A 14,173-nucleotide genomic window follows, 5' to 3' on the forward strand; every position below is an offset into this window, starting at 1 on the left:
CTAAATTTAGCTGCTTTAAAAATGTACAATTAAGCTCAATTTTATTACCATAAAGAGATTAGCATTGTTCTTTCCTGAATCCCTGAATCAACAAAGCCAAATTTAATATAAAACGCATTGGCTTCATCTGTTAAGCTATGTACCAATAGTGCTCTAGAACCAACTTGTTTAGAGACTTCTTTCGAGCGTAATATAGCATCTTTTAATAATGCCGCACCTAATCCTTTTGCTTTGTAATTTTTATCAATAGCTAAACGGCCTAAGATAATAACCGGAATAGGATCGGGCATATTGCGCTTAAATCTACTCAATGTTAGTTGTCGATGTTGGATACTTCCAGTTGATAAACAATAAAAGCCGATTACTTTGTTATTGTCACAAATCACAAATGTACGGGAAGCACCACTTTTTTGATTTTTTAAGGATTTTTTCTTCAACCATTCATTCAAAGACAACTCTTCACAATCAAATGACGTAAAATCATGATGTTCATTCAATAAGTGCGGCGCTGCTATTTTTCCCATGGCGACTTCCGAGACAATAAAGCTTGAATTTTTTCATTACTATCAAAAGAGGCTTCTATTGCATGATTGAAAGCATTTATCTGTTCATCGTCGATTAAAAAAAGACGCTGATCAAGCAAAACATCTTCAGCTTTTGAGCAGGCCGCTTCTAAAATAAAATCAGTGCGTGATTTAGATAGTAAATGAGCCGCAATATCAATCAATTCTTTTTGGGATGCCTTAGCTCTAATATTAATAGGCGATTCTTTGGTTTCAGTTCTCATTTTAATTGCCGTTTTTTATTTGTGTGAAAGTGCTGCAGTATGATTGTATATCAAATTGATATACAAGTGAAGTGGTGTTTAAATATTGAAGAAATAAATAGCATAAACGTTATTGAATATAAATTATTTGTAGAAATTTCTCACTTCTATAGAAAAAAGCACATCAAAAAAATTGAATAAAATTAATACCTTTCCTGAACGTTTTTTGACGGTATTTACGTTATGGTTTCACTTTTTGTTTTTGTTATATAAGCATTTGCTATATAAGCAACAATGCAAACCAGTTTGAAAGGGAAAGAGCAAGATAGTTTACTGCCTTGCTCTTTTAATTGATAAACAAATTATCCTAAAATGTTGGCTAACTCTTTGGTTACATCAGCAACAGCTTGTGTGCCATCAACTCGGAAATATTGTGTACACCCTTCTTTGGCTTCATGCTGATAATAACTAATAAGCGGTTTAGTTAGATCGTGATATTCAACAAGGCGTTTACGAACAATTTCTTCATTATCATCTTTACGAATGGTTAGTGGTTCACCAGTGATATCATCAATATTTTCAACTTTAGGTGGATTATGACGAACATGATAAACACGACCAGAAGGTGCATGAATTCGACGTCCACTCATACGATCAATTATCACGGCATCCGGTACATCAAATTCAAGTACATAGTCAACATTTATACCTGCAACTTTCATGGCATCAGCCTGTGGCACGGTGCGAGGAAATCCATCTAACAAAAAGCCATTGACGCAATCACTTTGTGCAATGCGCTCTTTAACTAACGCAATCACTAATTCGTCGGTAACAAGTTTACCCGCATCCATGAGTTCTTTAGCTTGTAAACCTAGCGGCGTACCGGCTTTTACTGCTGCGCGTAACATATCACCGGTTGAAATTTGGGGGACCCCATATTTTTGCATAATAAATTGTGCTTGCGTTCCCTTGCCTGCTCCTGGTGCTCCTAATAAAATAATTCGCATAAAATAACCTCTTATGGCTTTAATATAAATAAAGTCTTCTATTCTGGTAAATAATGAAATATCACCTTACTGCTGGAAATTAAACCATCAGTATGACAAATATAATTAATTGCCCCACAGCCTTTAATTATTTGAGCAGATTGGTGACAAATAGGGCAGATGCACTGCTCAAGATAATACAGCTGACACTGAGGGCATTGATAATGTTGTGGTGAGGTGATTGTCATTTTATGATGGCATTTTGGGCAAATGCCTTCTTGTCCGCTTTCAACTGTCATTTGTTGTTTTGACATAAACTATTTTCGCCCTCTCACATGTTTCATCAATCGGCGACGTTTGCGCTGTTGTGATGCGGTTAAGCTGTTTTTTCTACCCTCAAATGGATTGTTGCCTTCTTTAAACTGAATTCGAATAGGTGAACCCATAATTTTTAACGAACGTCTAAAATAGTTCATCAAGTAACGCTTATAAGAATCTGGCAAATCTTCAACTTGGTTACCATGAATTACAACGATAGGTGGATTATAACCACCTGCATGAGCATATTTTAATTTAACTCGGCGCCCTTTTACCAATGGTGGTTGATGATCGTCTTGCGCCATTTGCATAATTTTGGTTAATAATGCCGTATTAACTCGTCGAGTTGCGCAATCATAGGCTTCTTGAATTGAGTCAAATAAGTTACCTACGCCACTACCGTGAAGTGCAGAGATAAAGTGCACACGTGCAAAATCAATAAAATCAAGCCGATCATCAAGTGTCGTTTTAACTTGTTCTTTGATATCTTGAGACAAACCATCCCATTTATTAACTGAAATAACAAGTGAGCGCCCACTATTGATAATAAAGCCCAATAATGATAAATCTTGATCCGAAATGCCTTCTCTGGCATCAATGACTAGAATTACCACATTGGCATCTTCTATCGCTTGTAAGGTTTTGATGACGGAAAATTTTTCAACCGTTTCGGTGACCTTTCCGCGTTTACGCACACCAGCCGTGTCAATCAAGATATATTCACGCTCATCCCGCGTCATTGGTATGTAAATACTGTCGCGCGTTGTGCCTGGCATGTCATAAACAACGACTCGCTCTTCCCCTAAAATACGATTAGTTAGTGTAGACTTACCGACATTTGGACGACCTACTATCGCTACTTTAATAGGTTGGTTGATTAATGATTCTGTATTATCAAATTCAGAATCATCACAAAACGGATCTAAGTTGTTAGATTGTTCATCGCCATCAAAATTGCTATCTTGTTCATCATCAAACTGAAAAATAGGATCTAATACAGTTTCAATTAATGAGCTGACCCCACGACCATGACTGGCAGCTATTGGGTGGATTTCGCCTAATCCTAAAGCATAAAAATCAGAGATTGCACTATCGGCGTCAATTCCATCAATTTTATTGGCAACTAAAAAAGTGGCTTTTTGGCGAGAACGCAAGTGCTTAGCAATAGCATGATCGGCAGGCATTGCTCCAACTCTAGCATCAACCAAAAAAAGAACAATATCAGCTTCTTCTATGGCTTGTAAAGATTGTTCAGCCATAAAGCTTTCAACCCCATCTTCACTGCCATCAATACCGCCAGTATCAATCAAGATATACTCATGGCCCTTAATTTCTGCTCGTCCATACTTACGATCACGCGTTAATCCAGGAAAGTCCGCCACTAATGCATCTCGGGTTCTTGTTAACCGATTAAATAAAGTCGACTTTCCAACATTTGGACGACCAACAAGTGCTACAACAGGTACCATGTTTTTTCTCTAAATAACTTTTTATGTATTAATTCTTTGTAAAGGCGTAAATATCACCGTTTTTGGCTTGAACAACGATTTTATTGTCTACTACCAATGGTTTAGATATTAATCCGCTACTGCTTACTTGTGTTTTTGCGACAAGCTCGCCATTTTCAGCATTTAGCCAATATAGGTAACCTTCAAAATCACCAAATACAACATAATTTTGGTAAAGAACAGGATCAGTTAACTGGCGATGCGTAAAGTCTGATTGAGTCCAAAACACTGCCCCACCATTTTTTGCAATAGCTTGAACGTTGTCGTTTTGATCAATAACAAATAATCGATTGGTATCAACAGCAAAGCTATGAATAGAGCCAAGATCTTTACGCCAAACTGGTTGACCATCACTTAAATCAAGTGCAACAATACTACCATTATAACCAACTGAATAAACTAAATTCCCTTCAACGACAGGAGTTGAATCAACATCATTTAATTTTGCTATTTCAGTAGAGCCCGATGGCTGCGAAATTCGTTGCTGCCAAATTAATTGACCATCATTGATGTAGTAAGCATTTACTCGCCCATTGTCATCACCAAAAATCGCAGCCCCATGCGCAATTGTTGGTGTCGAATTACCTCGTAGCGATAATGCCGGAACTTCTAAGGATACATCCCACAAATTATCACCTGTATCACAATTTAGACCTTGAAGAATGCCACTTGCTGTGTGAATGATTAATTTATCTTCAGAAGATACAGGGCGAGCAAGCACTTCGCCTTTTACTGGTTTTTCCCATACTACTTTTCCGTCTTGACGATCTAATGCATACACAATAGCTCGTTCACTGCCAACATAAACATATTTATCGTCAGCACTTACACCGCCTGAAAACAGTGCGGTTTTACTACTAAAAAGCGTACTTTTTGATAGATTTACGTCCCACAATGTTTTACCGCTTGATAAGTCAATAGCTTTAACTTGCCCACTACGACTAGCTACATAAATAACATTATCATAATTAATCGGACCTAATAATGAATAAATATGAGTATTGCCTGCGGTGCTATTTTGCCATACTTGCTGAATAGTAAATTGGTTGTTTACCGTTGGTGATGGTGAAACTTGCACAATATCTTCTTCTTTGCCGAATAAAGAGCATCCAACCAGTGAAAACATGAAAACACCAGTAAAAAAATATTTAAATAACTTCATTGTATAGCCCCTTATAGCAGGATAAATTAATTTTTACTTTCTTCTGTTGCAGCTTGCTTTGCTTTAGCCTCTTGTTCGGCTTTTTCTTTAGCCGCCTGAGCATCTTGTTCCGCCTTTTCTTTGGCGGCTTGGGCTTCTTGTTCAGCTTGTTGTTTTGTTTTTAAATATTCAGCTTGATTCAGCTTCATTTTAATGGTTTCTTTTAAATCCGGGGTTGGTGAAGCGGTTAGCGCAACGTTGTAAGCATCGACCGCATCAGCATAACGCATCATTTTAACCAAGACATCACCTCTAAGATCGTTAATTACCGCTCCCCAACTTTCGTTAGTGACATGACTTAACGAAGCTAAGCTTTCTTGATATTGACCTTGTTGATATTGTAATCGTGCGATACGAATGTTAATAATCGTTTTAATCGGCTCTGAGTTAGTTTTCTTTAATGCGTCAGCTAATAAGGCTTGTGCGCCCTGGTAGTCTTTTAAAACTTCGACATAAAATTTAGCCGCACGTAAGTTAGCAAACACACCATAAACCGTATCGTTATCTTTAGCAAAAGAGACTAATTCATTAACAGAATCAGTTTTAGTATCATCTAATTCAGCAATTAGTTGCTCGTACTTATCTGAATATTCAATTGCCTTTTCAGCTTTATATGACTGCCAATAATGCCAACCATAAAAAACCAACAATCCGATCACCAGAACGGCAACTATAATTTTCCATCTTTTAGCAAAAAATCCTTTTATCTCTTCAAGTTGTTCTTCACTCGATAACTGATGACTCACGTTTTTCTCCTATTCTTTACTTAATCGCTAAACAAGTTTGAACAACTTCTTTTTGTGCTACTTCAACTTGTTCACCTGTTTGTAAATTTTTAACCATTACAGACTGATTAGCGAGTTCATTTTCGCCAATAATAATTGCTATTTTAGCACCTAATTTATCAGCTTTGGTAAATTGTTTTTTAAAATTACTACTACCATAATTTGTCATAATTCGCCAATTAGGTAGACTATCTCGTAATAATTCAGCAATATATTGTGCAACTGAAATGGTCTTTTCATCGCCTGATGAGATCATATACACATCAATTGAATTATTACAATTTAGTGATTGGTTAACGGCTTGAACCAATAATACTAAACGCTCAACACCCATTGCAAAACCAACCGCTGGCGTCGGTTGTCCACCAAGTTGACTCACTAACCCATCATAACGACCACCACCGCAGACTGTACCTTGCGCACCTAAGCTGCTAGTTACCCATTCAAATACAGTACGGTTGTAATAATCTAAACCACGAACTAATCGTTGGTTAATATTATATTTTATTCCAGCATTATCAAGTAAACGACATAATCCTTCAAAATGTTGTTTCGATTCTTCATCTAAATAATCAAACAATTTTGGCGCCTGATTAAGTAGCTCTTGTACAACAGGGTTTTTTGAGTCAAGGACACGTAATGGATTAGTATACATTCTACGTAAGCAGTCTTCATCCAATTTGTCTTTATATTGTTCTAAAAAAGCAACAAGTGCATTTCGATAATTGGCTCTTGCTTCAAGTGATCCAATTGAATTGAGTTCTAAAGACGTATGATTTTCAAGACCTAACGCTTTCCAAAAGCGTGCCGTTAAAAGGATAATTTCTGCATCAATGTTTGGTCCTTCAAGCCCAAAGACTTCAACACCAAATTGATGAAATTGACGATAACGTCCTTTTTGTGGTTTTTCATAACGAAAAGCCGGTCCTAAGTACCAAAGGCGTTGTTCTTGATTATAAAAAAGACCATGTTCAATACCTGCACGAACACAACCTGCAGTAATTTCGGGGCGTAGTGTGATACTTTCATCATTACGATCATTGAAAGTATACATTTCTTTTTCAACAATATCGGTGACCTCACCAACCGCTCGTTTAAATAGTGCAGTATCTTCAACAATTGGTGTTCTTATCTCATTATAGCCATAGCTATTTAAAACGCCTTTAACGATTTTTTCAATCTGTTGCCAACTTGCACTATCTGTTGGGAGCAAATCGTTCATTCCTCGTATAGATTGGATCTTTTTCTCTGTCATTTTATTTATTCGCTATTTAATAAAATTATAATTCCGTTGCTGCAATTCTGTTTTTCAATATTAATGCTTTAGCTCGAATTTTAGTTTCTAATTCATCAATCATTTTTTCATTATTAATACGGCCAATACGGACACCATCTTCATAAAAACCGCTTTTGTTATGACCGCCAGCAACCCCCATCGTTGAAGTTAACGCTTCCCCTGGACCGTTGACTACACAACCAATAATTGATACATCCATTGGTGTAATAATATCTTCTAACCGTTGTTCTAATGCATTGACTGTGCTAATGACATCAAACTCTTGGCGAGAACAGGTTGGGCACGCAATAAAATTAATACCACGAGACCGTATACGTAGTGATTTTAAAATATCAAATCCTACTTTCACTTCTTCAGTTGGATCGGCTGCTAAAGATACGCGAAGTGTATCGCCAATCCCTTCTGATAATAATAGACCTAATCCTATCGCTGATTTAACTGCGCCACTACGTATCCCTCCTGCTTCAGTAATACCTAAATGCAATGGCTGCCTAATTTGCTTAGCTAATAAGCGATAAGCATCAACAGCAGTAAACACGTCTGATGCTTTTACACTTACTTTAAATTGTTCAAAGTTAAATCGATCAAGTATATCCACATGGCGCATCGCAGATTCAACAATCGCTTGAGGTGTTGGTTCTCCATATTTTTCTTGAATATCTTTTTCAAGTGATCCAGAATTAACACCAATTCGTATAGGAATATTTTTGTCTTTAGCACAATCAACAACGGCGCGAATCCTTGTTTCATTTCCTATATTACCAGGATTAATTCTTAAACAATCAACACCGTATTCAGCAACCTTTAAAGCAATGCGATAATCAAAATGAATATCTGCAATAAGTGGTACTTTTGCTTGCTGTTTTATCAATTTAAACGCTTCAGCTGCATCCATCGTTGGAACAGATACTCGCACAATATCAACACCTACACGTTCAAGCGCTCGAATCTGAGCGATAGTCTTTTCAATATCTGTTGTACGAGTATTTGTCATCGATTGGACAGCAATAGGAGCACCACCACCTATAGGCACACTGCCAATATAAATTCGGGTAGATTCTCGTCTAATAATAGGTGAATCTTGATGACTCATAATATGCCTAATTGTATTACAAAATAATTAGCTAGCAATCTTAACAATATTTAAAGCAAATGTCTGTATGAGAATAATAAAATTTGCTAACTATTAATGTGACCAAAAGAAGATGGGGAGACATAATGACTGATTTCAATAAAATGACTTTCGTTGTCTTTATTCACATAATATAAAGTTACACTAAGTGTACAAAGAATAATCAATATCAATATAAATACAAAAATTGCGTTTCCTTGTTTTTTTCTAATAAACATTTGCGTTTGAGTTTTGTCTTTTTTTAGTTTCGCTTGTTTGCTTAATTCATTGATATAAGGTTGATAGTGTTCAGCTGATAATCCGACAATTTCAGCATAAGAACTGATATAGCTTTTTACAAAAACAAGAGGGGCATAAGGTAACTGGTCTTTTTCTATATCATCAACCACTGTTTTTCGCACATAAATTTTCTTGGCAATATCATCTTGGGTTAATCCCATTTGTTCTCGTAAATCTGCGAGTGTGGCACCTAATGAAATATTGTCCATTATCCCCTCATAAAGTAATACTAATGGTTAGTTAGTTCTATTTTATATATTTTCACATTTTTTACAATTAATCAATTCTTTTTGCACTAAACCACTGCGTCGGTTTTTCTATTTCGCTTTGCGCCGCAACTAATTGCAGTTCATATTCATCTTGTTTTAAAGTTTCAAGCATAACCGCATACACAGCAGAAGTCGTATGTTCAAAAGCTTCAACCGATGATTTACCAAGTAAAATATTTGCTAAAAACAGCCCACTAGTCATATCACCAACGCCAACTGGCTGCCTTACACCAAAATCGACAAGTGGGCGGTCAATATGCCATGCTTCGTTTTGAGTCACAAGCAACATTTCAAAACGATCATTTTTATATCCTGCACGGCTTAAATGTTTAACTAAAATTGCTTTTGGACCTTTTTTACATAACTCTCTACAAGCTAATATTGCTTCATCAACATTATTGATGCGTTGTTTACCATTTAGTTCTTCAAGCTCTAAAATATTTGGCGTCATCATATCGGCCATTGGTAAAGCGGTATTGCATAAAAATTCTGATACCCCCGGCGCAACAAAACACCCTTTTTCAGGATGACCCATTACAGGATCGCAAAGATAAATCGCATTTGGATTAACAGCTTTTACCTTTTTAACAATCTCGATAATGGCGTTGCCTTGTTCTGGCGAGCCCATATAACCACTTAATACCGCATCACAACGTTTGAGTTCATCAATTTGATTAATTCCATCCGCGATCTCTGTTAAATGAGACGCTGACATTACCGTTCCAGTCCATTGGCGATATTGAGTATGGTTAGAAAATTGTACAGTGTTTAAGGGCCAAACATTAACACCTAATCGACGCATAGGAAATTCTGCCGCACTATTTCCTGCATGACCAAATACAACATGGGACTGAATCGATAAAATATTTTTCATGAGATTAGCTCCAAATTAACAAGCAATAATATTTTTTACCTCGACGAAGTAAAGTATAACGATTAAAAAGCTTATTACTATCAGCAAAACGGTAATCTGTAGTTGTATTACGCTCACCATTAATTGAAATAGCATTGGATTCGATCATCGTTCTTGCCTGACCTCTCGACGGAGCAAACTGTGCATTAACGATAGCTTGTTGTAAATCAACATCACTTTCAACAGCTAATGTTGGCATACCATCTTGAGCTAATTGTTCAAAGTCAGCTTCGGATAAGTCAGTTAATTTGCCTGAAAACAAGCTTTCTGTAATTCGTTTTGCTGCAACAAGTCCTTCTTCACCATGAACTAAGCGTGTAACTTGTTCAGCAAGTACATACTGTGCTCGAGGTGCAACACCACTATTTTTATCTTCTTCTTCCAATGCATCAATTTCACTTAGAGGCATAAATGTGAAGAATTTTAAGAATCGATAAACATCAGCATCAGCAGTATTTATCCAGAATTGATAGAACTTATATGGGCTGGTCTTTTTAGGATCAAGCCATACTGCACCACTTTCAGTTTTACCAAATTTAGTGCCATCTGATTTAGTGATTAACGGCACAGTCAAACCATAAACTTGTTTTTGATGTAAGCGACGAGTTAAATCAATACCTGCGGTAATATTACCCCACTGATCAGACCCACCAATTTGTAAAACGACATCATGCGATTTATTCAAACAGGCAAAGTCATACGACTGTAGCAGGCTATAAGAAAATTCGGTAAATGAAATACCCACTTCATCACGATCAATACGTTGTTTCACAGACTCTTTATTGATCATTGAATTAACTGAAAAATACTTACCAACATCACGCAAAAAAGTTAGCACATTCATACCGCTAAACCAATCGTAGTTATTGGCAACAATCGCTGCATTTTCACCACAATTAAAATCTAAAAATGGAGAAACTTGTTGCTTAATTTTTTCACTCCATTCAACTACTGTCTCTTCAGTATTGAGTTTGCGTTCAACTGCTTTAAAACTCGGATCACCAATTAAACCTGTTGCACCACCAACTAAAGCAATCGGTTTATGTCCAGCTAGTTGGAAACGCTTTAAACAGAGTAATGGCACTAAATGACCAAGATGCAAACTATCGGCTGTAGGATCAAAACCACAATAAAGCGCAATAGGATTTTGTTCTATTAGTTCTATTAGAGCTTTTTCATCAGTAAGCTGAGCAATCAGCCCACGCTCTTGCAGTTGTTTGATCACATTTTTTGTCATGATATTTACCTATTAAATTTTTACGTTTATATTCTACTTTACTTTAAAATAAGACTTATTCTGTTTTGTTATGATAACGTTTATATGCTTGTTTAAAATGATCTTCCACTATTTCGTTAGGCTTTTTATCAAAAAGGCTAAAAATCACAATGGCAATAGAAGCAAATAAAAAGCCTGGAATAAGGGAATAGAGATTAAACCAATTAAAATTAATCCAAAGCAATACAGTTGCAGCTCCTACAATCATACCAGCTAATGCGCCATTACGTGTCATTCGAGACCAAAATACAGAAAAAACAATAATTGGACCAAACGCAGCACCAAAACCGGCCCAAGCATGGCTTACCAAATCAAGTACACTATTATTGGGATTTATCGCCAATAAAATAGCAATAACTGCAACCAATAACACCATAATACGACCGACCCAAACCAGTTCTTTTTGTTTTGCATTTGGTCTAAAAAATGCGCGATAAAAATCTTCGGTTAGTGCACTTGAACAAACAAGTAACTGACAGCTCAATGTGCTCATAACTGCCGCTAAAATAGCAGCCAACAAAACACCTGCTATCCAAGGGTTAAAAAGTAATTTTGACAATTCAATAAAAATACGTTCATGTTTACCGTCATTAATCAAATAAGCTAAATCAGGATGATGAGCAAAAAAGGCAATACCCAAAAAACCAACCGTAATAGCGCCAGCTAAACATAAAATCATCCATGTCATACTAATTCTACGGGCATTTTTCATTACATCGTGCGAATCGGCAGCCATAAACCGAGCTAAAATATGTGGCTGACCAAAATAACCAAGTCCCCAACCTAATAGTGAAATAATCGCAATAAAATCCATATGGGAAAATAAATTGATATAATCTGAATTAAGCGATTCAATATAAATCATTGCATCAGAAAACCCGCCAGCATTCACCATAACTATAATTGGCGTTAAAATGAGGGCAAACATCATTAAACTAGCTTGAATAGTATCAGTCCAACTTACCGCCAAAAATCCACCAATAAAGGTATAAATAATTGTTGCTCCAGCACCAGCTAACATTGCCCAACCATAACTCATACCAAATGTGCTTTCAAATAATTTAGCACCAGCAACAACACCTGATGCACAATAAATAGTAAAAAAGATAAGAATAATCACCGCTGAAATAATACGCAATAAAGAGCTTTTATCGTCGAATCGGCGAGCAAAATAGTCAGGTAATGTTAAAGAGTTATGATTAATTTCAGTAAAAACACGTAACCGTCCTGCAATAAGGAGCCAATTAAGGTAAGCACCGATTATTAAACCAATAGCAATCCAACTTTGTGAAATACCAAATAAAAAAACAGCACCTGGTAGCCCCATTAACAACCAGCCACTCATATCTGAAGCACCTGCTGAAAGTGCAGTCACAACACTACCGATACGACGCCCACCTAAAATATAATCACCAAAATTTTGCGTTGATCGAAACGCAAAAAAACCTATGGCAATCATGCCTAAAATGTATATAGCAAAGGTGACAATCATTGGTAAGGACATATTTAAAAAAAACCTTGTTTAATGAAATAAAAAATAGTTAGCTAGCTTATCATAAAATCATCATGCTAAAAAGCCGATGATTAGGAATGTAAATACTCAAATTTTTAAAACCGTACAAGGTTTAAAATAAATGTCATTAATAATTTATTATGGTAATAATTCATTTTATTATGTTAGTGTATATAAAAACTAAATATAATCTACAGATAAATAGTAAATAAAAGTATATAATATACAGTATGCTATTTTTAATATAATAACTTTGTGAAACAATCGACCAGAATACAAATTCTACAGAAATTAAAGGATCATATTAAAGATCCAACAACAGAGCTAGTTTATCAAACACCTTTTGAGCTACTAATCGCAGTGGTTCTTTCAGCGCAAGCAACTGATGTTAGCGTAAATAAAGCCACCAAACCATTATTTGCTATTGCAAATACTGCTGAGCAAATTCTAGCTCTTGGTGTTGATAATTTAAAAAGCTATATTCGAACAATTGGGCTTTATAATAGTAAAGCTGAAAATATAATAAAAACGTGCCAAATTTTAGTTGATAAGTATCAAGGTGAAGTACCTGAAGATTTTAATGCACTGATTGAATTACCTGGTGTTGGACGTAAAACGGCCAATGTTGTATTAAATACCGCTTTTGGTTGGCCAACTATTGCCGTTGATACTCACATATTTAGAGTAAGTAACCGTACAGGTTTTGCGCCAGGAAAAACCGTTGAAGCCGTTGAACAAAAATTGCTTAAAGTCGTTCCGGAAGAATACAAAATAAATTGTCACCATTGGTTCATTTTGCATGGTCGTTATACCTGTATTGCTAGAAAACCTCGGTGTGGTGCCTGTGTTATTGAAGACTTATGCGAATTTAAACAAAAAGTTTACCCAGAGTGAAAATCAATGCCAAATAAATTTAATTTAGATCAAGATGATATAGACTTATTCAAAAGTAGCATTGGTAATACCAAAAAACTTAAGCAAGATACCGTTATTCACAAACCATTAAAACGGTCTCAAAAAGCAATTGCTACAGAAAAACTAAAACATGAAAAGAACCACACTGAATTTTATTTTTCAGATGACTACCAACCATTATTGCAAGAAGATCCTATTCGCTATAGTCGAGAAAATGCCGATCCATACGAAGTTAAAAAATTATATCGTGGGTTTTATGAACCTGAGTTTTTTTTAGATTTACATGGACTGACTCAAAAAGAAGCCAAAAAAGAGATCGCTGCACTTATTGCTGCTTGTTTACGAGAAAACGCACATTGTGCCTGCATCATGTATGGACATGGAAAAAATATTTTAAAAAAACAGACACCCATGTGGCTAGCTCAACATCCGAATATTATCTGTTTTCATCAAGCCCCTAAAGAATTTGGCGGCAGTGCAGCATTACTTATTTTATTTGATACAATTAATAATTAAAAATAAATTTTAAACACATAAGGAATAACAACGTGAAAATATTAAAAAAAATAAAATACGTTTATCTACTTCTAATGCTTGCCATCTTTATTACTGCATGTAACGGACTTGATGCAATTCCCCCCGAAAAAAGTAACTATATTGGTACATGGCAAGGTGAATATATGGTGATAAGTATAGCTAAAGACGCCAGAGTTAATTACAAGTATAAAAAAGATGGGGTGACTAAAACCGTTGAAGGGCCGATACAAGAATTTATTGGAGATGATTTTGAAGTAGGAGTTTTAGGTATAAATTCTTTATTCAAAGTAAGTACGCCTCCTTATTTTGAGAACGGTCAATGGAAAATGGTTATTGACGATCAATTAGTTATCAAAACATCGGATTTAAAATCACTTTAAAATAAAAAAGCCAGCATAGTTGCGCTAGGCTGGCAAACATTGGAAGCAATGTGAGCAATGTCATACTTTTTCAGAAGCCTTTAAGGCTCTAATAAAGT

The 14,173-nt window shown here is 35.8% G+C and carries 16 protein-coding genes; 3 read left to right on the forward strand and 13 right to left on the reverse strand.

Annotation, left to right across the window (positions count from 1 at the left end; translation table 11 throughout):
• Nucleotides 1–44: 44 nt before the first annotated feature.
• The 13 genes from GQ590_RS09615 to putP form a co-directional block, all read right to left on the reverse strand.
• The gene (locus GQ590_RS09615) at nucleotides 45–524 is read right to left on the reverse strand and encodes a GNAT family N-acetyltransferase (RefSeq protein WP_160408693.1); all 480 of its coding nucleotides are present in this window, start codon (nucleotides 522–524) and stop codon (nucleotides 45–47) included.
• Entirely contained in the window at nucleotides 512–787 is a 276-nt protein-coding gene (locus GQ590_RS09620) for a DUF1778 domain-containing protein (protein WP_065561594.1), read from the reverse strand. Before GQ590_RS09620 ends, GQ590_RS09615 begins: the two co-directional genes overlap by 13 nt.
• Nucleotides 788–1,128: 341 nt before the next feature.
• Nucleotides 1,129–1,773: an adenylate kinase gene (gene adk / locus GQ590_RS09625; RefSeq protein ID WP_160408691.1), complete on the reverse strand. Its 645-nt coding sequence runs from the start codon at nucleotides 1,771–1,773 to the stop codon at nucleotides 1,129–1,131.
• Between the two features lie 38 nt (nucleotides 1,774–1,811).
• A complete protein-coding gene (locus tag GQ590_RS09630; RefSeq protein ID WP_160408688.1) occupies nucleotides 1,812–2,066 on the reverse strand; it encodes a zinc-ribbon domain-containing protein in 255 nt (84 codons plus the stop codon).
• A gap of 3 nt (nucleotides 2,067–2,069) precedes the next feature.
• Complete coding sequence (der, locus tag GQ590_RS09635; protein WP_160408686.1) at nucleotides 2,070–3,539, reverse strand: ribosome biogenesis GTPase Der; 1,470 nt, start codon at nucleotides 3,537–3,539, stop codon at nucleotides 2,070–2,072.
• A 28-nt stretch (nucleotides 3,540–3,567) separates the two neighbouring features.
• Nucleotides 3,568–4,740, reverse strand: coding sequence for an outer membrane protein assembly factor BamB (gene bamB, locus GQ590_RS09640; protein ID WP_160408685.1), 1,173 nt, complete (start codon nucleotides 4,738–4,740; stop codon nucleotides 3,568–3,570).
• Between the two features lie 26 nt (nucleotides 4,741–4,766).
• Entirely contained in the window at nucleotides 4,767–5,525 is a 759-nt protein-coding gene (locus GQ590_RS09645) for a tetratricopeptide repeat protein (RefSeq protein ID WP_160408683.1), read from the reverse strand.
• Nucleotides 5,526–5,541: 16 nt separating this feature from the next.
• Nucleotides 5,542–6,819, reverse strand: a complete 1,278-nt coding sequence (gene hisS, locus GQ590_RS09650) for a histidine--tRNA ligase (protein WP_160408681.1) — start codon at nucleotides 6,817–6,819, stop codon at nucleotides 5,542–5,544.
• Nucleotides 6,820–6,844: 25 nt separating this feature from the next.
• Entirely contained in the window at nucleotides 6,845–7,954 is a 1,110-nt protein-coding gene (gene ispG, locus GQ590_RS09655; RefSeq protein ID WP_160408679.1) for a flavodoxin-dependent (E)-4-hydroxy-3-methylbut-2-enyl-diphosphate synthase, read from the reverse strand.
• Nucleotides 7,955–8,040: 86 nt separating this feature from the next.
• Complete coding sequence (locus tag GQ590_RS09660; RefSeq protein ID WP_160408677.1) at nucleotides 8,041–8,481, reverse strand: RodZ family helix-turn-helix domain-containing protein; 441 nt, start codon at nucleotides 8,479–8,481, stop codon at nucleotides 8,041–8,043.
• 67 nt (nucleotides 8,482–8,548) lie between these two features.
• The gene (gene pdxY, locus GQ590_RS09665; protein ID WP_160408675.1) at nucleotides 8,549–9,415 is read right to left on the reverse strand and encodes a pyridoxal kinase PdxY; all 867 of its coding nucleotides are present in this window, start codon (nucleotides 9,413–9,415) and stop codon (nucleotides 8,549–8,551) included.
• Between the two features lie 4 nt (nucleotides 9,416–9,419).
• A complete protein-coding gene (gene tyrS / locus GQ590_RS09670; protein ID WP_160408695.1) occupies nucleotides 9,420–10,694 on the reverse strand; it encodes a tyrosine--tRNA ligase in 1,275 nt (424 codons plus the stop codon).
• 52 nt (nucleotides 10,695–10,746) lie between these two features.
• Nucleotides 10,747–12,234, reverse strand: coding sequence for a sodium/proline symporter PutP (putP, locus tag GQ590_RS09675; protein WP_160408672.1), 1,488 nt, complete (start codon nucleotides 12,232–12,234; stop codon nucleotides 10,747–10,749).
• Nucleotides 12,235–12,498: 264 nt separating this feature from the next.
• Here putP and nth point away from each other — a divergent pair, with 264 nt between their 5' ends.
• The 3 genes from nth to GQ590_RS09690 all read left to right on the forward strand — a co-directional run bounded on the left by nth (nucleotide 12,499) and on the right by GQ590_RS09690 (nucleotide 14,075).
• A complete protein-coding gene (nth, locus tag GQ590_RS09680) occupies nucleotides 12,499–13,137 on the forward strand; it encodes an endonuclease III (protein WP_091119774.1) in 639 nt (212 codons plus the stop codon).
• Between the two features lie 6 nt (nucleotides 13,138–13,143).
• Nucleotides 13,144–13,674 (forward strand): endonuclease SmrB, encoded by a 531-nt coding sequence (gene smrB / locus GQ590_RS09685; RefSeq protein WP_160408670.1) that lies wholly within the window; start codon nucleotides 13,144–13,146, stop codon nucleotides 13,672–13,674.
• A 74-nt stretch (nucleotides 13,675–13,748) separates the two neighbouring features.
• On the forward strand, nucleotides 13,749–14,075 hold the full coding sequence (locus tag GQ590_RS09690) for a hypothetical protein (protein ID WP_160422589.1): 327 nt from the start codon (nucleotides 13,749–13,751) through the stop codon (nucleotides 14,073–14,075).
• Nucleotides 14,076–14,173: the final 98 nt, after the last annotated feature.

This window comes from Gilliamella sp. Lep-s35, from assembly GCF_009795845.1.
Classification (GTDB): domain Bacteria; phylum Pseudomonadota; class Gammaproteobacteria; order Enterobacterales; family Orbaceae; genus Gilliamella.